The sequence below is a fragment of the Chryseobacterium aurantiacum genome, assembly GCF_003020585.1.
GTDB lineage: Bacteria > Bacteroidota > Bacteroidia > Flavobacteriales > Weeksellaceae > Chryseobacterium > Chryseobacterium aurantiacum.
In genome coordinates this window covers 68,396-89,946 of record NZ_PXUE01000002.1, presented here as the reverse complement: position 1 = coordinate 89,946, position 21,551 = coordinate 68,396, and the positions used below count along the sequence as shown (strand labels likewise).

Genomic DNA, 21,551 nt, shown 5'->3' with positions numbered 1-21,551 from the left:
AATATGAAAATTTTAGAAAATGTAATTGCCAACAAGAATCTGGTATTTACAGATGCTTCAAGCGGTAAAACCATACCGATTGGAGCACTGTATCGGTCCTTAGGCTTAAATCCTGTAGAAAAAGGGCTTCTCTTTTTGTACAATGACAATCAGTTGCCCGGTATTGAGGTTTTACTCAATTTTTACGGGACAGCGCACGCTATTGCCTTACTGGGACAAAAGCTCAATTCGGAGTTCAAAGATCGGATTGAAGCTGAATATCGTCCTAAATACATCTTTGATCCGCAAAGGGAAGCCATTCCCGGATACAGCCTGAAAGAGTTCTCGGAAACAATTAAGATCTTTACCCGGGACAACTACAAAAGTGAGGTTAATATTCATCCGGATATTAAAATTTTACTGAGTACTTCAGGAACCACAGGTATTCCAAAGTTGGTGAAGCTATCGGACGAAAACCTTTATCAGAATGCCATCAGCATCCTTCAATACATGCCCATTCTGGAATCTGACGTAGTTCCTTTAAATGTGCCGATTAATTTTGTGTATGGGTTCTCTATTTTTACCACCAACTGCATGCGTGCCGGAAGAATAGTATGTTCAGACAAAGACATCATGCAAAAGGCTTTCTGGGATGAAATGGAAGAATATGGATACAGTACCCTGGGAGGTGTTCCTTACTTGTATGAAAACCTGAACAGAATAGGTTTTTTCAGGAAAGACAGTCCAAGTCTGAGGTATTTCACCCATACCGGCGGAGTCATTAATGGAGAATTGAGAAAAACACTCTTTTCATACTGCAGCGAGTACGACAAGCGCTTCTTCGCACAATATGGACAAACCGAAGCGGGTGGAAGAATGGCTTATCTTACCACAGATGGGCTATTAGAAGAAGAAACATCCATCGGAACCCCTGTAGAAGGCGGAAGCTTCAGTATTCATCCTGAAACAGATGAATTACTCTTTTCACATGTTAGTATTTTCGGAGGCTATGCCAATACTCTTGAGGATCTTGCATCCTACGAGCAGCCATCGGTATTGCACACCGGAGATACGGCCACAAAAGGTGAGAACGGAATATATTATATCACAGGCAGAATAAAGCGTATTATGAAGCTTTTCGGAATACGTCTTAACCTGGATGAGGTAGAGTTTATTCTTAAAAACGAACTGAAGGGAAATACTTTTGTTTGTCTTAATTCCAATGACAAGAAGATCATTGTTCTTTATGACAATAAGGATATTGACCCTGAAATCATCACAGAAACCATTAAAAACAAACTGCGCATTAACCCACAATATGTGCGCACTGAGCTTATAGAATCATTTCCATTATCACAAAACGGTAAAATAAATTATCCCCTGTTACAAAACTTACAACATGAAAACATTTAAAACCCTTATATTACTTTTTACACTTGCCTTATTTTCAGGTTCTCTTTCTGCCCAGCAGAGTGAACGTATTCGTGGCAAGATCATGTTGTCTGAACAGGCACCCGTAAAAAACGCACTTTTAAGGCTTGTAAACACGTCTTATCAGGCAAAAACCAATAATTTAGGAGAATTTTACTTTGATAATGTTACCCCTGGAGAATATACTCTCCAGGTGGTTTTAAATGACATTGAGCTGATGCGGGAACAAATCCACATTAAGCAAGATGTCTATGAAATACCTACTGTTTATGCCCCTGCGCAAAACAATGTGATTGAAGGGATTACAGTATATGCTTTCAGTAGAAATAAATTTCTGGCTAAAGACAGTACTTCAATCTCTAAAATGCCACTTAAAAGCTTAGAAAACCCACAGGCTTACACTATTATCAACCAACAGATTTTAAAAGAACAGCTTACGTATGATGTTTCAGAAGTACTGAAAAATGTTCCGGGTATGGTAAAAATGCAGGGAAGCCCGGGAAGAGGTTCAGGAGACGGAAGTTTTTATTACAGCCTTAGAGGTTTTCCCACAAAAATATCAATGGTAGACGGTGTTCCTGCTAATACCAATGGTGAAGTTGACCCTTCTGATATTGAACATATCGAAGTGATTAAAGGACCATCAGGAACTTTGTACGGAGGAGCAGTAACTTCTTTTGGAGGATTAATTAATGTAGTGACCAAAAAACCAAAGGATTATTTCGGAGGTGAAATTTCCTATCTGATGGGAAGTTATAACCTGAATCGTGTGACAGCAGATGTTTATGGGCCCGTTACGGATTCCAGAAAAACATTGTTCCGTCTTAATGCTGCTTATCAGTATCAAAACGGTTTCAGAGATTCTGAATTCAGAAAGTCATTCTTTGTTGCTCCTACATTAAGCTATCAGGTAAATGATAAGTTGAAATTTAGCTTAGGAGCTCAGATTTATAATTATGAGGGAACCAATACGCCTATTATTTTCCTTGCCAGATCAAGACCTTTTGTAGCCCATACGCCTGATGAACTTGGATTCGACTGGAAAAGATCATATTCCAATAATGATATGACTTTAAAAGCTCCATCCATCAACGTAAAAGCGGAGGTTAATTATAAAATTTCGAAAAACTGGAATTCACAAACCTTAATTTCGAGAAACTATAGAAAAACTGAAGGTTTGTACCAATATCAATTCATCAGAGGAGATAAAAGTGATGCAATGCTGGAACGTAATGTACAATGGCAAAACTCAGAAGCTGCTTCTACAAGTGTTCAACAGAACTTTAATGGGCAGTTTAACATTGGAAAGATCAAAAATAAGGTGTTGATTGGTTTGGATTATTTAAATCAATCTCTGAACAACAACCATTCGCCTATCATTAAGTTTGATACCATCAATGGACAGGACCTTACTGCCAAGTATGGTTTTATCTCAAGAGATTTGGCAATGCAGAAAATTCAGGTTTCAAAGGCTGCTTTAACAAGAACTACAACATCAAGTAATATTTATGGAGCTTACCTTTCTGATGCTGTTTACATTACTGACAGGTTGATCACTTTATTAAGTTTACGTATCGATCATTATGAAAGTAAAGGCCAGCTTAATCTAAACAAAAATGAGCGTTTAGGTGAATTTAAGCAAACTGCATGGTCTCCTAAAGTGGGAGTTGTTTACCAGATCTTTAAGGACCGTTTCTCAGTATATGCTAATTATATGAATGGGTTCAGCAATACAGCTCCGGTTACCCAGGGACTTGCTGATTATGACGGAAACATGAAGCCGCAAAAATCCAATCAATGGGAAGCAGGATTCAAAGGAAATCTTTGGAGAAACCGTATTAATTTTACAGTAGGATACTATGATATTCTGGTTGATAATATGCAGAGAGAAATTGAAGTAATACGTGATGGAAAAGGATACAGAATTACAATTCAGGATGGAGAACAAAGAAGCAAGGGAGTTGAATTGGAAGTAATTGCAAATCCTCTTCAAGGTTTGAACGTTATGGCAGGATATGCATATAACGACAGTAAGTTTGTGAAAGCAGACCCTACTGTAGACGGACGTCGTCCAGGATCTGCAGGACCAGCAAGTGTCTTTAATTCATGGGTGAGCTACGTACTTCAATCCGGCAGTCTGGAAGGACTAGGTTTTGGATTTGGAGTCAATCGTGTAGGGCATCAGATTACCGAGCATAAAACAACTACAGGAAAATTCACTTTCCCTGCTTATACTCTCATCAATGCATCCATCAGCCTTGAAAAAGAAAGATACAGACTAGGATTTAAAATGAATAATTTAGGCAATGCACAATATTTCGCAGGACAAGGGGTTGTAGTAGCTCAAATGCCTCGTAATTTTGTTGCTGAGGTAAGCCTTAAATTTTAACAATGAAGCTTAAATTTAGAAAAATAGCATATCAGTTACATCTATGGCTCGGACTAACGTCCGGGCTTATAGTTGTTATAATGGCAGCTACTGGATGTATTTTAGTATTTGAAGAAGAATTAAAACATGTTGTTCACCCGAAAAGATATTTTGTAGAGAACATTGGAAACAAAAAGCTTTCTCTTTCTGATCTTACAGCAAAAGCCGAAAAAGCCCTGCCTGATGGATTAAAGATCAAAAGAGCTGTTATTTCATCCGATCCCTCCCGTACTTATGTTTTCCGAACTCTTAAAATGGATAATGAAGCGCTGACCTACTGGGGAACTTATCTTTATTATTATAGAGTTTATATAGATCCATACACCGGAAAAGTTCAGGAAGTAGAAGATGCCAAAAAGGATTTTTTTGAAATTGTACTGGATCTCCACAGAAGATTATTGCTGGGAGAAAAAATAGGGAAAACCATTACAGGATATTCTACATTGATTTTTGCCATTATTCTCCTTTCGGGATTAGTGATATGGTATCCGCGAAAGATGAGCAAGGCTATGTTGAAAGGTATGTTCTTCATTAAAACTTCTGCCAACTGGAAAAGAATCAACTATGATGTTCATAATGTATTAGGGTTTTATGCAGTAATTCCTTTATTATTTATTTCTTATTCCGCTTTGATCTGGAATTTTGAAAATATAGATAAATGGATCAAAAATACCCTGAATGGCAATACTCCTACAGAAAAGAAAGCAAAAAGTAAAATCCTTACAGAAGAATCTGATGTACCCATCAATATTTTGGACATCATTGACAATAAGGTTGAAAAAGGCTTAACCAATAAAGAATCTGCACTTGTTAATTTTCCAAGAACAGAGGAAGGAACCTATTATGTAGAACTTACTTTCGGAAAAAAACAATACCAGAATGAAAACTTTAATTTTGATCAGTATTCAGGTGAAACTCTAAAACATCAATTTTATAAAGACAAAAATATAGGATATGGTACCGCACTAAGAGAAAGAAATTACGATTTACACACAGGAAGCCTCTTCGGGATCCCCGGCAGAATTATTTATCTTTTTGCAGGAATCATTGCTGCATCGCTTCCCATTACAGGTTTTATTATTTATCTCAACAAGAAAAAGAAGAAACCCAAAAAGAAAAAAGCATAAGTGAAATTGACCAAGCCTCTATTATTGTAGAGGCTTTTTTATGACCGTATTCTTATACTTATCAGACTAACAGTTTTACATTATGGGAAAGAATATCAATACTTTTTTTCATTTCATCTACATTCAGATCTCCGAAGCCAAGCCTCATGGCTGTAAGTCCTTTGTTTTGATAAAGCAACGTTTTCGGAATAAAAAGGTTATTCTGAGCACATTTTCGGCTTAACTGCATGAGATTAATCGCAATATTCCATTCCAGCCAGATCGCCAATCCGCCCGAAGGTTTTTGAAAGGTGATATAATCGCCTAGATTTTCTCTGAGCAAAGCAGAACAATAATCCCGTCTTTCCTGGTATACCTTTAAAGATTTTTTAAGATATCGGTTAATTTCTCCTTCCTCAATCATTTCTCCCAAAGTTCTTTCCATAAGAATATCGCCCTGCCTGTCGATAATTCCAAGATGCTTTCTCATTTCTATCATCAGATTTTCGGGTGCCACAATAAATCCGGTTCTGAATCCCGGAGCCAGAGATTTCCCAAATGATCCGATATAGATAACCATTCCGTTTGTATCCGCACTGGCCAAAGGAAGAATTGGGCTTTTATCATAATGAAATTCATAGTCATAATCATCCTCAAGAATAACGAAGCCATACTCGTTGGCCAGTTCCAGCAATTCCAGTCTTCGCTGGGCACTAAGGGCAACTGTAGTAGGATAGTGGTGGTGCGGGGTAAGATAAAGCATTCTTATTTTCTGTCTTTTACAGGCTTCCCTTACACTTTCCACAATAATTCCGTCTTCATCTATAGGAAGTGTTACAATATTTACCCCTGCTTTTTGGAAGATCATGTTCACCGAAAAATAACTTAAAGCTCCTACCAAGACCGTATCTCCGGCAGAAAGAAGAATTTCAGAAACAATATAAATACTCATTTCCGTACTTCGGGTAATCAGTAGATTATTCTTGGAAATGGGCAATCCACGGGATAAATTAAGATATTGAGACAAATGTTCCTTAAAAAACTCACTCCCGTCATGGTTGTAATGTCCCAATCCTTTTTGATTGGATTTGCGTTTAAGAATAGAACTGTAAAACCGTGAATGCTGGCCAATCTGGGTAAGCCTGATATCAGGCACACCATCATTCAATACAAATTCACAATCCGAATGTTCAAAAGGGTTATCCAGTATATTGGATGTTTTGAATGAAAAACCTGTTGTTTTAGGATAGTTTAAAAGATTATTTTCTGCAAAATCCTTTACTTTTATGGGCTTTTCCTGATCCTTGCCAATAACAAAGGTTCCCTTATTGGGAAAACTTTCTACCCAACCCTGAGCGCACAGTTCATCATATACCGCTACTGCTGTATTTCGATGAACATCCAGTATTTCACTGAATGCTCTTGTACCGGGGAGTTTTGTTCCAAAAGGCAAATATCCCCGTTGAATAGAATTTACCAATTGATTGGCAATCTGTAAATAGATAGAAGTCTCTGATTTTCTATCTATTTTTATAAAACTTTCATAAGGAATCTTAACCGGACTATCCATAATATAAAAACTGGCACCATACAACCATCCGGCAATATACTACTTTTGACATCAAAATAAAAATCTATGGAATTTCATCATCTGTTAAAAAAGATTGTACAGGATGGCAAAGCCCATGCAAAATGGCTCAATACATTATCCTTTATGGAAAATGCCGGTGCAAGGAAAATTTCAAAATGTGAACATCCGACTCTTGTAAGCCAAATTCAACTGAAACATGCCGCTGAAGAACACCGCCATGCCTATTATCTAAAAAAGCAAATTGGAAAAATAGATCCTGAACTCTGCAAAACCTATGAGAGCACCGAGCTTCTGGCTCCGATAGCAACACGACAATATCTCCATTCCTTAGATATTAAATCCTGTAGATATCTTCAGGAAGCATTTCAGTTAACTAAGGAAGACCTTAAATATGCAGCTTACCTTTTTGTAACCTATGCCATTGAAGTAAGAGCCGACGAACTTTACCCGGTCTACCAGCAAACACTTACTGAGGAGTCTTCAAGGATTATGGTGAAATCCATTATTTTGGAAGAAGAGGGACATCTTGAAGAAATGATTAATCAGTTAAATGAATTTTCCGCAGACTGGAAGCTTCATGCTGAACATATTCTTACTATTGAAAAGGAACTTCATGAAGCCTGGATCAATGCTGTTACAGAAGAAGTAGAGCAATTAAGTTATGCTTAAAAACATTGACTATTTTCAGGAATCTCTCCATAAAAGAAAAAAGGAAGGTACCTTAAGACAACTTCAATCCCGTTCTGAGGGAATTGATTTTTACTCCAATGATTATCTGGGGTTTGCAAGAAATAAGGAATTACAGAGTATTTTATTAAAAAAGATCAATGATCATCCGGCCTTATTATCGGGAAGTACCGGATCCAGGCTGATTAGCGGAAACAGCGATATTGTAACAGCAACAGAAGGCTTTATTGCAAAAAAGCATCAATTTTCCTCTGCTTTGCTTTTCCCATCTGGATATAATGCCAATCTAGCATTGTTTTCCACACTTCCTAATCGGCATGACACCATTATTGTAGATGAACAGATTCATCGTTCTGTACATGATGCCTGCAAAATGTCGAATGCCAGAAAGATTAAGTTTAAACATAATGATCTGAATGACCTTGAAAATGTATTAAAAAGACAGGAGGGGCATTGTTATATCGCTATAGAAAGTCTTTACTCAATGGAAGGAGATTTTGCATCCATTCAGAAGATTTCTGAAATGGCAAGGCATTACAAGGCAGATTTATTGGTGGATGAAGCGCACGCTTTTGGGGTTTTTGGGCATGGATTGATCGAAAAGTACAATCTACAGGATCATATTACAGCAAGTGTCATCACCTACGGCAAAGCATTGGGAGCGCATGGAGCAGCTATTCTTTGTAATGATACTGTAAAATCCTATCTCATCAATTTTGCTTCACCTTTTATTTATACTACTTCAGCACAGGATTATCAATGGGTGAGTATAAAAACGGGATATGAATTTCTAGAAAGCCATCATAAAACAGCGGAGAAACTTCAGAATAACATCAAAATATTCCGAGAACAGGGACTGATTTCTCCCTCTTCTGAAAAAAGCCCTATTCAGGCTATTGTAATTCCTGACAATCAAAAATTAGGTATGCTGCAGAAAGCTTTACTCAATGAAGGTTTTTTAACCTACGCCATATACAGTCCCACAGTAAAAGAGGGAACGGAACGACTCCGAATATGTCTTCACAGCTTCAATACTGAGGAAGAAATTATCAGGCTTACAGGAATTATCAAAGAATTTAATTAAAAACAAAAGAGCTGAAACAGCAATATGAAACTATTTATAACAGGAATAGGAACTGAAATAGGAAAAACCGTTTGTTCTGCTATTTTAGTACAGTATTTCAAAACTGATTATTGGAAACCTGTACAATCAGGGGATCTCCACTATACGGACAGTAAAAAAATTGAAGACTGGACAGACAATACAGTATGTCATCCGGAAACCTATCGCCTGCAATTGGCGGCATCTCCTCATCAATCTGCAAGAGCAGAAAACAAAGCTATTACCCTTGATGAGCTTCAATTACCGGAAACTCAAAATTCATTGATTGTAGAAGGAGCCGGAGGTCTTATGGTACCTCTTTCGGATCATAGTTTCATGATTGATCTGATAGAAAAGTTACAGATTCCAACTGCACTTGTTGTGAGGAATTACCTAGGCTGCATCAACCACACCTTGCTTTCGGTCATGGCATTACAACAAAGGAAAATTAAACTTGAATACCTTATCCTGAATGGAGAATTTCCTGAAGATACAGAAAGGGTAATCTGCTCCTTCATTGACCGCTATACAAAAATTATCAGAATCCCTGAAATTACCCCTGACAAAGAAAATATTACTGCTACGGCAAAACAATTAACAATAACAAAATTATGATAATGGATAGAAAAACAGAGATTAGAAATGACTGGACCAAGGAAGAAATTGAGAACATTTACAATCTTCCCTTAATGGAGCTAATCTATAAGGCCGCAACGGTACACCGTGAAAGACATGATCCATCCGAAGTGCAGATATCTACTTTGCTGTCAATTAAAACCGGTGGTTGTCCTGAAGACTGTTCATATTGCGGACAGGCGGCACGTTACCACACCAATATCAAAGTGCAAGCCTTATTACCTACAGAAACTGTTATCGCTCACGCTCAAAAAGCAAAAGATAGCGGTTCTTCAAGATTCTGCATGGCTGCCGCATGGCGTGAAGTCCGCAACAATCGTGACTTTGACAGAGTGATAGATATGGTAAAGGGAGTAAATGAATTAGGAATGGAGGTATGTTGTACACTGGGGATGCTTACTGAAGAGCAGGCAATCAGGCTTCAGGAAGCAGGACTATATGCCTACAACCACAACCTTGATACTTCTGAACAATACTATGAAGAGATTATCTCTACCAGAACATTTGATAACAGAATCAATACCATCAATAACGTCAGAAAGGCAGGAATTACCGTATGTTCCGGAGGAATTATAGGATTAGGAGAGACCCATAGAGACAGAATATCAATGTTGCTCACCTTAGCTACAATGCCAAAGCATCCGGAATCGGTTCCCATTAATGCATTAGCAAGAGTAGAAGGAACTCCATTGGAAAATAATGAAAAGGTAGACACCTGGGAAATGGTAAGAATGATTGCTACAGCCAGAATTGTAATGCCGGCATCTATGGTAAGACTAAGTGCAGGCCGTATAGAAATGACAGAAACAGAACAAGCATGGTGCTTCATGGCAGGTGCAAATTCTATTTTCACGGGAGAAAGAGAAACCCTATTGGTAACGCCCAACCCCGGAGTATCTGAAGATATGCAGATGCTGGAAAAGCTTGGACTTCGACCTATGCTTAAAAAAGAAACCTGCTGTTAAAAAATTATAAATGATGAGTTATGAGTTTTTGGATTTTAATCATGAGCATTCTTGTATTCATCCTGGCTCTTGTGTCTGATTTTTTGAGTCATTAATACATTTTACATTAATACATGAATACAATAGTACAACAGTCCAGCCTTACAGAAAGAGACAAAGCTGTCAACTGGCATCCCTACACACAGATGAAGACTGCAGATACCATCATTCCCATTGTAAAAGGTGAGGGTATTTATCTGTTTGACAATAAAGGCAAAAAATATATGGACGTAGTTTCCTCATGGTGGGTGACACTGCATGGGCATTCTCACCCCTATATTGCACAGCGAATCTTTGAACAGTTAAACACTCTGGAACAAGTTATTTTTGCAGGTTTTACCCATGAACCCGCCATACAGCTTTCGGAAAATCTATTAAAGCTTTTACCGGCCAATCAGAAAAAGGTCTTTTATTCTGATAACGGATCCACCGCTGTTGAAGTTGCATTAAAGATGTGCATTCAATATGCCCATAACCAAGGGAAGAAAAAAACCAAGATTCTGGCTTTTAAAAATGCCTATCATGGTGACACCTTTGGAGCCATGTCTGTAAGCGGAAAAAGTTTTTGGACAAAACCGTTTGAAAGCATGTTGTTTGAAGTTGTTTTCATTGATACTCCCCATTCCGAAAACCTAATAGAACTACAAGAACAGATCAGAAGCTTGAAAGATGAGGTTGCATGCTTTATTTATGAGCCATTGGTTCAGGGTGCTGCGGGAATGCTGATGTACAATGCCGAAGACCTGAGCAGTTTGATGAGATTCTGTAGAGAACTAGGCGTTCTTATGGTTCAGGATGAGGTTTTCACAGGCTTTGGAAGGACCGGAAAGCTGTTTGCTGCCAATTATCTTACCGAACAGCCGGATATCATGTGTTTTTCAAAAGGATTAACAGGAGGTACGATGCCAATGGGAATAACCACATGTTCTGATGAAGTCTATCATGCCTTTTGGTCTGATGATAAGCATAAAACCTTGTTTCATGGCCATTCTTTTACAGCGAACCCTTTAGCATGTACTGCAGCTTTGGCAAGCATGGAAATATTACTAAAAGAAGACACTCAAATGAATATCAAACGTATCACTCATCAACATTCTGAATTTGTGAAATTACTGGCCATACATCCGCAGGTAGAAAATGCCCGCCAGGTTGGAACCATTTTAGCCTTTGATTTTAAAACAGATCACGGAACATCTTATTTTAATGAGATTGGGAAAAGACTTTACAATGAATTCTTACATAGAGGAATTATTATGAGGCCTTTAGGAAATGTGATTTATCTGGTTCCGCCTTACTGTATCACTTCCGAAGAATTAGATTTTGTCTATCAAAATATTATTGATGTTTTGGATCAATTCATAGACTAAAATACTCCGTAAACAGGAGTGTTTTATATTCTTTATAATCAATCATCATTATACAGAAAAGAAGCCTAAAAAACACATTATAAGCTCAGCCCGTTTCCCCATGAATGAAGTTCAGAAAGGATTGGGCCGAGCTTTTTTCCTTTTTCAGTCAGTTTATAATAAACCTCCGGTGGGAAATTATAAACCTCAATACGTTCAATAATATGGTCATCCTCCAATTGTTTAAGCTGTTCTGCAAGGACCTTTTTGGATACACGGGGCATATTCCGCCAAAGTCCCACAAAACGTACCTTATCTTCTTCAAAAAGGTTGTGTAGAATCAATGGTTTCCATTTACCGGAAAGAATATTCAGACTCCGTCTGAGACCACAATTTTTAAACTCCTCGAAATTCATAGCTTACTTTAAAGTATATTGTTAACCTTTTGGTAACCTTCGATTGTTTTTATTCAGTTCACCAATAGCTTTGTACTACAAACTTAAACAAATGAAATTACAATTGTGGCGCAATGCAACATTGCTATTAAATATCGAAGGAACCACTATCTTAATTGATCCAATGCTTGGTGAAAAAGGGTCGTTAGGGAAATTTCCAATGACAGATAATGAGTTATTGAATCCTTTGGTAGATTTACCTTTCAGCAGGGAAGAACTGATGGAGAAACTGAAAAAAACAGATGCTGTAGCCATTACCCATTTGCATCCGGATCACTGGGATGCAGAAGCCATACAACTTATTGATAAAAAAACACCTATTCTTTGTCCCGAAAGCATTTCAGATCAAATTGCCCAACAGGGTTTTCAGAATATTATTTCAATAAATGATCATATAGGTTGGGAAAACATTGATGTTTCAATCACAAAAGCACAGCACGGAACCGGAGAAATTGGAGAAAAAATGGGAACAGTCAACGGATTTGTTTTTAAAAAAGAGAATCAATCTGTTTATATTGTAGGAGATAGTATTTGGTATGATGGCATCGCTACAGAAATCAACAAACATGATCCACAGCATATTGTAGTAGCAGGTGGAGCAGCCACTTTTTCAGTAGGGGATCCTATTATCATGACCTCTGAAGATATTCTGAAAGTTTGTGAGCATACTCCTAAAGCAAGAGTCTGGGTTACCCATTTGGAAGCAGTAAGCCACTGTAAAGAAAACAGAGAGTATATTGAACATAAGATTAACAAAAAAGGATATGAATCCCAATGTTTCATTCTAAAAGATGGAGAAGAGGCTGACTTATCCTTTCATTAAAATAAATAAACCTTATAGACTTTGATATCTATAAGGTTTATTACTTCATTAATCCTCTACATATTTATTTCTGGCAGCCCTCATTCCAAAATAAAGCATAATTAATACTGCAATACTTAAAAAATAGAATGAAATATTCCAGGAAACATCCCAATCATGAAGCTTTCCAAAGATTGGAGGACCAAATGCCGCAATCAGATAACCTACAGACTGAGCCATTCCCGAAATTTTAACGGCGTTGATACTGCTTTTTGTTCTCGTAGAAAAGAATAAAATAGACAAGCTGAAAGACAAACCATTCGAAATCCCTATAATGACAGCATTTACATAGATCCATTGTGATTTTAGAAAAACAAACATCAGGGTACTGGTGAACATCAGGGCACATATAAACAAGATCAAAATTCTTTGGTCTTTCATTTTACTTGCAATGATGGGGCAACAGAATGTTATCGGGATCATAGTAATCTGAATAACAAACAAAACCCATCCTGCGCTTTCACCCGGCATATTATAATCTGCAAGAAATGACGGCAACCAAGCTACCATACAGTAATAAAACAATGACTGTAATCCCATAAAGATACTGATATTCCATGCCTGTGCAGACTTAAACATATTAAAATCAGAAGTTCCCATTGCAGGTTTTGGCTGCCCGGAATTCTTTTTATTAAATATCATTTCCAGTATTAAAACGAAAAACCCCAAGGCTGCAATGACCAACCAGATTCCCAGGGAACCCCGCCATCCAAATCCTGTCCATTCTCCAATTCTGACACTAAACCCTGAAGCCAGTGCAGCTGTAAGATTCATGGCAACAGCAAAAATGCCGGTCATCAAGCCAATCTGCTTTGGAAAATTATTCTTTACGTATCCCGGAGTTACAACATTTCCAATACAAATTCCCAATCCAATAAACACCGATCCGATAAATAATAGCAAAAGAGATCCTGAAATCCTCAGAAACAATCCAAAACTTAAAATAATCAGTGAATACATCAAGAGTTTACTGATTCCAAGTTTATTTGAAAATCTGCTAACCAGAACAGAACAAACGGCAAACATAAAAAGTGGAATAGAGGTAAGCAGGCTAACCTGAAAATTATCCAGCTTCAAAGCCTCTCTCACGTCTCCAAGAACTGGAGAAACAGCAACAATAGGTGACCGAAGATTACTGGAGATCAGGATAACCACCAATACATTCAGGATCATTAAAACATAAGAAGCGTTTTTTCTTACTTCGTTCTTCATCATGATAATAACTTTTGTACAAAATTAATACAGTAATTTTGTTTAATTTTGCCAAAGTTTTAACCTAAAACGACATGAACGCCAACGATAGCATAAAAATAGATGAACTGAACAAGCCCTATTTCGTTTGGTTTGAGGAAAACTGGATTCACGATGATGTTCTTCATCAGCATAAGAAAGGCCAATTAGTTTATGTGGAAAGTGGTTTTCAGTACATTACCATTGAAGAAAAGATCTATCTTCTTCCACAAAATCACGCGGTTTGGATTCCTTCAAATGTCATTCATAAAACCAACTCCCATTCTGAAAAGATCAAGCTAATGATCATGTTTGCAGAGACGGATAATAAGAATCCCTTTTATGATGAGGTGAACGTATTTTCTGTTCCTCCAGTTTTAAGAGAAATGATAAAATATGCAGAAAGATGGTCTCAGCTTCTTAAAAAAGATTCTGATGAAACAATATTTTTAAAGGCGCTCTTCAATGAACTTCCTCATTTTGTAGAACATTCCCTTAAGCTTCATATTTGTCTTCCAAAGGATAAACGTCTCACTAAGATTATTGAACATCTTCATAATCATTATAATAGAGAAGTTATTATAGAAAACCTAGGGGATATGGCCTTGCTATCTTCTCGTACTCTGGAACGTATTTTCAAGAAAGAAACCGGACTAACATTAAGTAAGTACCAACAAATGCTTCGCATTATTAAAAGTCTGGAATTTCTCAGTTCTGGCAACCTTACCATTTCAGAGATCGCTTATGAAGTAGGGTATAAGAGTGTACAGGCATACACCAGAAGCTTTCTGTCGGTTATGCAATTCAGGCCTACAGATTTTATGAAAAATATTAATACAAACTCAACAAAATGGATTTATTAATTAATAAAAATCCATATATCCCTTTATAGAGAAGCATTTTCGTGGTTAATTTGAGATGTATTTCCAATTCAAAATATTTGAATTATTAATATCAAATCAATAATTTTTGTATTCATGAAAATAAAAAGGTCTCCACGAATGAAGACCTTAAAAAAACACAAATGATGAAAAAAAATTATTTCGATCCACAAATATAAGCAAAATTTATATTATGCAGAGCATCATATGTGCAATTTTTTTAAAAATTATTTATTTTAATTAAAAATAATTATTCTGTAACATATTTTAGATTTTATTGACATTTCAAAATTTAGCAATTTTCATCGTTCATTTTGCAATGGAATAATTTTCCCATAGCCCAAACCCATAAAGTAAAATATTCTTTCAACAGATTAAAAAATAATCTTAGTTTTTGATCTAGGTCAAAGTTCCGGAGAGATCAGGGTTCTAATTTCGTGGCTTAATATAAAGCTATGGTAGAACTTGAAAAAATCATCTGGACATCCATCATTTTAATCATTATTATTTCTGTAAAAGACAAGATCAAACTGGCTCTTCCTATCTTACTTGTAATCGCAGGGCTTGTTTTAAGTGTAACTCAGCTTGTCCCGTCTATCGACATGAGTCCTGAAATGATTTTCTACGTGGTACTGCCACCCATTCTATTTGATGCAGCATGGAATACATCTATTCCGGATTTCAAAAAGGAACTTCCCAAGATTTCTGTACTGGCAATAGGGCTGGTCTTTCTTACCACCACCATTATTGCATTGATTGTTCATTGTATTATACCCGGATTCACTTGGCCACTTGCCTTTGTTGTGGGGGCCATTGTTTCACCACCCGATGCTGTGGCTGCCACCAGCATTACAAAAACACTTCCGCTTCCGCAAAAGCTAACAACAATACTTGAAGGAGAAAGCCTGCTGAATGATGCATCTGCCCTGATTGCTTATAAATGTGCGGTTATTGCCATTACCAGCGGATCATTTTCACTTTGGAGCGGGGGAGTACAGTTTATAAGTAACAGCCTTGGCGGACTCGTGATCGGGCTTATTATGGGTTTTACCTTCTTGCAATTACACAGATACTTTAATGGCAACAGCAGTGTAGAAACCTTTGCGGTGATTTTGCTTCCTTTTGCAGCTTACAGTCTGGCAGAACATTTAGGATGCTCCGGTGTACTGGCAGTCGTTGCTTTAGGAATGTTTCTTTCATGGAATTCAATTTCGCTGTTCAAAACCGAAAGCAGAATGCAGATGAGTCATTTTTGGGATGTAGTCATTTTTGTTTTAAATGGCTTGGTATTTCTAATCCTTGGAATGCAGCTTCCATCAATAATTTCAAGGATTCCAGGAACGGAGATTCCTGTTCTTATTCTTTATGGACTTCTAATTTTCATTGTCCTCGTCGTAATAAGACTGGCAGTACTTTCCTTATTTCCTGTTTTTTCAAATAATGGAGGAGGAAAAACAAGTGGTTTTCTTACCCAATCCAAAAAAGAATACATCATCCTTTCCTGGTCCGGAATGCGCGGTGTTGTTTCTTTGGCTGCAGCATTGGCATTACCCATCAAAGATACCTATGGAACGATTATCGAACAAAGAGATACCATACTGTTTATATCTTTTGTGGTTATTATTTTCACGTTGGTAATTCAGGGATTAACATTACCTAGATTAATCAGCCTGATAAAACCCTCTGAATCGGACAGACAGGAAGAAAAAGACTTGAACAAAATTCTTCTAAGAGAATCTGTTTCATTTTTACATGATTTTACGCCCAATAGTACAATTACCATTGATGCCGTAGAAATTATGATCAAAAAACTTAAAAAAGAACAATCTCAGTTGTCCAATAATAGTAATGAGAAATCATTGTCCCATCATACAGAATGGAAGAAAGCCTATTTTGATCTGGAGCTGAAATTGGCCGAACACCAAAGACAATCATTGATAAAAGCCTATCATAAGGGAGACTTTACCCTGGAAACTATTCGTAAAAAAGAGATGGAGCTTGATTTCTGGACAACAACCATTCATCACGAAATAGAAATCATTGATCAGTATTCGGAATAATTACCGTAATGCGTTTCCTTTTTTGATCTAAATCAAAGTTTGGTATTAGGCAGAAAAGGACATTTGCACCAGAATATTTTTAAACAAAATTTATGAGTATAGCATTAGAAAAAGGGCAAACCATTAATTTCTATAAGGCAACTACTCCTATTATTATTTCAGTATTTGGAGTATATCTCACCATTGGAATTGCATTAGGAGTCCTTCCGAAGTTTGTTCAAAGTAATTTAGCATTTGACAGTATTATTGTAGGCCTGGTTATTGGTCTTCAATCATTATCAACCCTTATTACCCGGGCATATTCCGGAAAAATAACCGATACAAAGGGTGCCAAAAAAAGCAAGATGTCCGGTGTGATATTGGCTGTTATTGCGGGGGTCATTTATGTCTTAGCAGTAACCTTTCAGGCTGACAGGTATTGGGCACTTGCTTTGCTATTGTTAGCTAGAATCATTCATGGTGTAGGAGAGAGCTTTCTGGTTACGGGAGCATTAACTTGGGGAATAGGCCTTGTTGGGCATTCCAACTCAGGAAAAGTAATGACATGGAACGGGATTGCGATGTATGCAGGAATTGCAATTGGCGCCCCAATGAGCATCTGGCTGAGCAAAGAATACAGCATACTACCTGCATTTATTCTTATTGCATTACTTCCCATTGTAAGCTGGTTCTCTACAGCAAAGCTTCCTTCAATTCCTGTGGATAAAGATCACATAAGAACTCCTTTCTACAAGGTTATCGGAGCTATATCCGGGCAGGGGCTGAGTCTTGCATTCTCCTCGATGGCTTTTGGATGTATAGCTTCTTTTATTGCCTTATTCTTTATCGAAAAAAGTTGGGGTGATGCGTCACTTGCATTTATAACATTCGGGATATGCTATGTTCTGACCAGAATCTTTTTCGCTTCTTTTCCTGACAAGTACGGAGGTTTCAAAATTGCGTTCATCTCTTTGATCATCGAGGTAATAGGCCAATTGCTGATTTGGACATCTGTATCCAAAACTTTAGCCATCATCGGATGTGGAGTAACAGGTGTAGGGTTCTCGCTCGTTTTTCCTGCCTTAGGGGTATTGGCCATTCAAAAAGTAAAACCTCAAATGAGAGGAACAGCCCTTGGAGCCTACGTCGCATTTGTAGATCTTTCATTAGGGCTGGCAGGACCTTTAGCCGGATTGATAGCAGATTGGCTAGACTATCAGGCGGTTTACTTATTCGGAGGAATCAGCTGCATTCTTTCCATCGTTATTTTATTATTTAACAAAAATAAACACTGAAAATTATGATAACAAATCCAATGACAACGAAGAAAATACGTTCTGTATTTACTGTTAAAGATAAAACATTTATTACTCCTCATCTCATCCGTATTGTATTGAATATTGATGATAACCAGGCAGAATTATTAGCAAACGTACAATCCGGATCCAATAATAAAATCTTCATCCCAACTGTTACAGAAAAGAGTAGTGAACCTTTTGTAAGAACCTATACCAATCGTAAAGTGGACCTTGAAAATCGTGAATTAATAATAGACTTTGTTTCTCACGGAGAGAATGGTCCGGCATCAGCGTGGGCGCTACGGGCTAATAGTGGAGATACTCTGGAAGTAGGAATGAAAGAAGGCAAAAGACCTTTGGTTCCGGATGCAGATTTTTATCATTTTGTGGGAGATGCGACAGCATTACCCGTGATCTGTTCAATCGTTGAGCAGCTTCCATCCAATGTAACAGCTAAGATATTATTGGAAGTACATGGAAAAGAAGATGAAGTGATGATCTGTTCAGCGGCCGATATCTCTGTGGAATGGCTTCATAATCCTCAGCCGGAAAAAGGAAGTAGATTAGCAGAACTTGCCCAGCAGGCAGAAATTCCATCAGATCTCCTGAAAAGGTATGTTTATATTGCTGCTGAATATACTACGGTTCAGGAACTCCGCAACTATTTTAAAGCAATTCTAAACTTGGATACCAACGGAATGTATGCATGCTCATACTGGAAGGCTGGGCATACAGAAAACAGATAGCAATACAGAATAAAAGTAGTAAGCAAAGCCATTTATCATTATTTTTGCTTACATGCAGGAACTCTTAGCTTCATATATTAAAAATAGAATATCCGTAACAGGTAAAGATCTGGAAACCATTCTTTCTTATTTCAAACTTATTCAGCTTAAAAAGAATGAAATACTTCTTTCTAACGGACAAAACAGCCAGCGCACATTTTTCGTTGTGAATGGCTGTCTCCGTATATTTTTCATTAATGAAGAAGGGCAGGATTCTACCCGATATTTTGCATTTGAAAATCAGTTTGCAACAGCACTCACCAGTTTTATTACTTCTGAACCCTCCGAAGAGTTTATTGAGGCCGTGGAGGATTCAGAAGTATATTATATTACCCATAAAAATTTTTATCATCTCCTGGATATTATTCCTCAGTGGGAAAAATTTTATAGGATATATCTGGAAACAGCTTATGTAAATAATACAAAAAGGCTGATGTCTTTCCTTGTACAGGATGCCCTTGAAAAATACCGCCAGCTATTGGAGGAAAACCCTGTTGTTGTAAGAAGACTTTCTAATAAAATGGTAGCTTCCTATCTCAATATTTCGCAGGAAACTCTGAGCAGGCTGAAATCAAGACTTTAATCCATTATTTATAAGAACAAACTTACCGCACAATAGAGCAACAGGATTCCCATGATGATATTAACCACTTTGTAGTGCCGGTTCAAAAATTTGTGAAGTTTCTCTCCGGCCACTGCCCAAATCCAAGTAGCAGAATTTCCGACGAAGGAGAGTACAAAGGCAAAAATAAGAATGATCCATAATTGTTTGAATTGAGGAAAGATAAAACTGCTAAATGCTGTTATCCCATAAATAATAATTTTAATATTTACGAGCTGCAATAGAAACCCTTTCCAGAAATTTCCGGCAGAACTGGATAAGGGCTCCTCCTGCTTGAAGCCAATCTCTGAGGGTTTTGAGGATATTACAGACCATGCAAGATAGATAAGATAACCCGCTCCAATATATTTCAGGTAATTGAGAAAGAAACCATAGGAATTCAAAAGAAATTCTGTAAAAAAAGCCGTCAATACCATGACCAATGTAAACCCCGAATAAATTCCCAAAAGCAATGTTTTACTCTTTTGATATCCTAATTTCATGCTGCTGTTAAGAGCAAGAATATTATTGGGACCTGGAAGAAGTGCCGTCAGCACACTGTAAATAAAGAATGAAAACCACATATTTTTTTTGACAAAATTAAAGAGAGTAAACACTTCAAACAATCGGAAATATTTATACTTTTACTTCGAAAATATTAAAGTATGGATATTCATCAGCTCAGAAGCTTCAAAACGATTGTGGAAAAAGGTAATTTTCAGGATGCCGCCCAAGAGCTCAATTATTCTTTATCGGCTATCAGCTATCAGATTCAACAACTTGAAAATGAAATAAAATTTCCTTTATTTGAGAAAATAGGAAGAAGAATGCTTCCAACAGAACAGTCTTTAAAGCTAATTCCCCACATTAAAAAAATTGAGGAAGAAATAGAGCAGATAAAACAGTTAAATTCAAAAGACAGAAAAATAGAGGGAAGTCTCAATATTTCAGTTTCTGACAGTTTGCTAACGTATATTCTGCAGCCTGTGCTCAAGGAATTTATTGAAACAGCTCCTGATGTAAAGCTCAAATTAAAGGTGAGAAACTGCTACGAAGTTCAGAAAGAGATTATTCGTAATGACATTGATCTTGGGATTCACTATCAGGTACATGGATATGATGATCAGATTAAAGTAACAGAGCTTTCATCTTTCACAGTGGGAGTGATGGTCTCCCCGGAATTCTTGGATAGGGAAAAGAATTTTGATAAAAAAGACCAGATAAAAACGTGTTCGGTGATTAATAATGACCCGAATGGGGTTTATCAACAGTATTTTGAAGAATATCTTAAGAAAAAAAATATAAAAACCGGACAAAATATTGAACTATGGAGTATTGAGGCTATTAAAAAAAGCGTCATGAATAACCTGGGAATCGCATGCTTACCTCATTTTGTTGTTGAAGAAGAAATGAGAAAAGGGGAAATTGCAGAGATTAATATCAAAGGATTTCAGCGTACAATCACCATGATTACTGCCCATCATTCCAACAAATGGATCAGTCCTGCCATGGAGCTCTTTTTAAAAATTCTTAACGAGCAAATGACTGATAAATCCCAAACAAGCGGGAGAAATTAAAATAAAATTAACATCAGAGTCTTTTTAAAAAAAATTTAAGCCCTATATTTGCAATAATGTTAAAATGGTTCTCCATATTATGCTCGATGATGTATGTGCTAGCTACCACCAATGCGGGGGAAGTAATGAAGGTACCTATGTTTGTGGAACACTTTATGGAATACCACGGAAATTTGTCAGAATTTGTCATGGAACATTATGACAACCACAAAAAAGATTCTGACTGGGATTTAGACCAAAAGCTGCCGTTTATTAATCCACCTATTGTATTAACGGTGCATGCCCAGCTTCCGGAACTTACCTTTGAAATCAAAAAACCTAAGGAAATCAAAATTCCTCAGAAAAACAGCATCTATCAGGAAAAGGACTTCTCAAACCTTTACCTTTCCAGAATTTTCCAGCCTCCACGGCTTTCATAATTGATTTTAGATTGAAAATTAATGCTTTAAGTTCTTTACTCGAAGCAGTCAATTCTTATTACTTATCAATAAATCTGTAGCCTTTTATTATTTC

The 21,551-nt window shown here is 37.1% G+C and carries 20 protein-coding genes; 16 read left to right on the top strand and 4 right to left on the bottom strand.

Translation table 11 applies throughout. The features are described from left to right. Positions 1 to 3: 3 nt before the first annotated feature. From C7D53_RS06840 to C7D53_RS06830, 3 genes are read left to right on the top strand one after another with little or no spacing between them, the layout of a single operon-like run. Positions 4 to 1,392 (top strand): AMP-binding protein, encoded by a 1,389-nt coding sequence (locus tag C7D53_RS06840; protein WP_106915661.1) that lies wholly within the window; start codon positions 4 to 6, stop codon positions 1,390 to 1,392. Next, complete coding sequence (locus C7D53_RS06835) at positions 1,379 to 3,799, top strand: TonB-dependent receptor (protein ID WP_106915660.1); 2,421 nt, start codon at positions 1,379 to 1,381, stop codon at positions 3,797 to 3,799. The genes C7D53_RS06840 and C7D53_RS06835 overlap by 14 nt, the downstream gene beginning before the upstream one ends. A 2-nt stretch (positions 3,800 to 3,801) precedes the next feature. Beyond that, positions 3,802 to 4,965, top strand: a complete 1,164-nt coding sequence (locus C7D53_RS06830) for a PepSY-associated TM helix domain-containing protein (protein ID WP_106915659.1) — start codon at positions 3,802 to 3,804, stop codon at positions 4,963 to 4,965. Positions 4,966 to 5,026: 61 nt separating this feature from the next. Here C7D53_RS06830 and C7D53_RS06825 read toward each other — a convergent pair whose 3' ends face one another. After that, positions 5,027 to 6,514 carry an aminotransferase-like domain-containing protein gene (locus C7D53_RS06825; RefSeq protein ID WP_106915658.1) on the bottom strand — a complete coding sequence of 496 codons (1,488 nt, stop codon included), beginning with the start codon at positions 6,512 to 6,514 and terminating at the stop codon, positions 5,027 to 5,029. Between the two features lie 66 nt (positions 6,515 to 6,580). On the opposite strand from C7D53_RS06825, the gene C7D53_RS06820 reads away from it, so the two are divergent. The 5 genes from C7D53_RS06820 (at position 6,581) to bioA (ending at position 11,331) form a co-directional block, all read left to right on the top strand. After that, entirely contained in the window at positions 6,581 to 7,204 is a 624-nt protein-coding gene (locus C7D53_RS06820) for a hypothetical protein (protein WP_106915657.1), read from the top strand. Then, positions 7,197 to 8,306 (top strand): aminotransferase class I/II-fold pyridoxal phosphate-dependent enzyme, encoded by a 1,110-nt coding sequence (locus tag C7D53_RS06815; protein WP_106915656.1) that lies wholly within the window; start codon positions 7,197 to 7,199, stop codon positions 8,304 to 8,306. Before C7D53_RS06820 ends, C7D53_RS06815 begins: the two co-directional genes overlap by 8 nt. Positions 8,307 to 8,330: 24 nt before the next feature. Further along, positions 8,331 to 8,939 (top strand): dethiobiotin synthase, encoded by a 609-nt coding sequence (gene bioD, locus C7D53_RS06810; RefSeq protein ID WP_106915655.1) that lies wholly within the window; start codon positions 8,331 to 8,333, stop codon positions 8,937 to 8,939. Positions 8,940 to 8,941: 2 nt separating this feature from the next. Further along, positions 8,942 to 9,925, top strand: a complete 984-nt coding sequence (gene bioB, locus C7D53_RS06805) for a biotin synthase BioB (protein ID WP_106915654.1) — start codon at positions 8,942 to 8,944, stop codon at positions 9,923 to 9,925. A 113-nt stretch (positions 9,926 to 10,038) separates the two neighbouring features. Further along, the gene (gene bioA, locus C7D53_RS06800) at positions 10,039 to 11,331 is read left to right on the top strand and encodes an adenosylmethionine--8-amino-7-oxononanoate transaminase (RefSeq protein ID WP_106915653.1); all 1,293 of its coding nucleotides are present in this window, start codon (positions 10,039 to 10,041) and stop codon (positions 11,329 to 11,331) included. A 77-nt stretch (positions 11,332 to 11,408) separates the two neighbouring features. Here the strand turns inward: bioA and C7D53_RS06795 are convergent, their stop codons facing one another. Continuing rightward, positions 11,409 to 11,726, bottom strand: a complete 318-nt coding sequence (locus C7D53_RS06795) for a winged helix-turn-helix transcriptional regulator (RefSeq protein WP_106915652.1) — start codon at positions 11,724 to 11,726, stop codon at positions 11,409 to 11,411. Positions 11,727 to 11,817: 91 nt separating this feature from the next. On the opposite strand from C7D53_RS06795, the gene C7D53_RS06790 reads away from it, so the two are divergent. After that, positions 11,818 to 12,588 carry an MBL fold metallo-hydrolase gene (locus C7D53_RS06790; RefSeq protein ID WP_106915651.1) on the top strand — a complete coding sequence of 257 codons (771 nt, stop codon included), beginning with the start codon at positions 11,818 to 11,820 and terminating at the stop codon, positions 12,586 to 12,588. A gap of 48 nt (positions 12,589 to 12,636) precedes the next feature. On the opposite strand, the gene C7D53_RS06785 is transcribed toward C7D53_RS06790, so the two are convergent. Continuing rightward, complete coding sequence (locus C7D53_RS06785; protein ID WP_228422230.1) at positions 12,637 to 13,842, bottom strand: CynX/NimT family MFS transporter; 1,206 nt, start codon at positions 13,840 to 13,842, stop codon at positions 12,637 to 12,639. A gap of 71 nt (positions 13,843 to 13,913) precedes the next feature. Here C7D53_RS06785 and C7D53_RS06780 point away from each other — a divergent pair, with 71 nt between their 5' ends. The 5 genes from C7D53_RS06780 (at position 13,914) to C7D53_RS06760 (ending at position 19,443) form a co-directional block, all read left to right on the top strand. Beyond that, complete coding sequence (locus tag C7D53_RS06780; protein WP_106915649.1) at positions 13,914 to 14,720, top strand: helix-turn-helix domain-containing protein; 807 nt, start codon at positions 13,914 to 13,916, stop codon at positions 14,718 to 14,720. Positions 14,721 to 15,193: 473 nt separating this feature from the next. After that, complete coding sequence (locus C7D53_RS06775; RefSeq protein ID WP_106915648.1) at positions 15,194 to 16,798, top strand: Na+/H+ antiporter; 1,605 nt, start codon at positions 15,194 to 15,196, stop codon at positions 16,796 to 16,798. 92 nt (positions 16,799 to 16,890) lie between these two features. Then, complete coding sequence (locus C7D53_RS06770; protein WP_106915647.1) at positions 16,891 to 18,072, top strand: MFS transporter; 1,182 nt, start codon at positions 16,891 to 16,893, stop codon at positions 18,070 to 18,072. 5 nt (positions 18,073 to 18,077) lie between these two features. Next, on the top strand, positions 18,078 to 18,821 hold the full coding sequence (locus C7D53_RS06765; RefSeq protein WP_228422229.1) for a siderophore-interacting protein: 744 nt from the start codon (positions 18,078 to 18,080) through the stop codon (positions 18,819 to 18,821). A 52-nt stretch (positions 18,822 to 18,873) separates the two neighbouring features. Then, a complete protein-coding gene (locus C7D53_RS06760; protein ID WP_106915646.1) occupies positions 18,874 to 19,443 on the top strand; it encodes a Crp/Fnr family transcriptional regulator in 570 nt (189 codons plus the stop codon). An 8-nt stretch (positions 19,444 to 19,451) separates the two neighbouring features. On the opposite strand, the gene C7D53_RS06755 is transcribed toward C7D53_RS06760, so the two are convergent. Continuing rightward, the gene (locus tag C7D53_RS06755; RefSeq protein WP_106915645.1) at positions 19,452 to 20,045 is read right to left on the bottom strand and encodes a LysE family transporter; all 594 of its coding nucleotides are present in this window, start codon (positions 20,043 to 20,045) and stop codon (positions 19,452 to 19,454) included. Positions 20,046 to 20,126: 81 nt separating this feature from the next. Here C7D53_RS06755 and C7D53_RS06750 point away from each other — a divergent pair, with 81 nt between their 5' ends. Then, complete coding sequence (locus C7D53_RS06750; protein ID WP_106915644.1) at positions 20,127 to 21,038, top strand: LysR family transcriptional regulator; 912 nt, start codon at positions 20,127 to 20,129, stop codon at positions 21,036 to 21,038. A gap of 86 nt (positions 21,039 to 21,124) precedes the next feature. Further along, entirely contained in the window at positions 21,125 to 21,457 is a 333-nt protein-coding gene (locus C7D53_RS06745) for a hypothetical protein (RefSeq protein ID WP_106915643.1), read from the top strand. Positions 21,458 to 21,551: the final 94 nt, after the last annotated feature.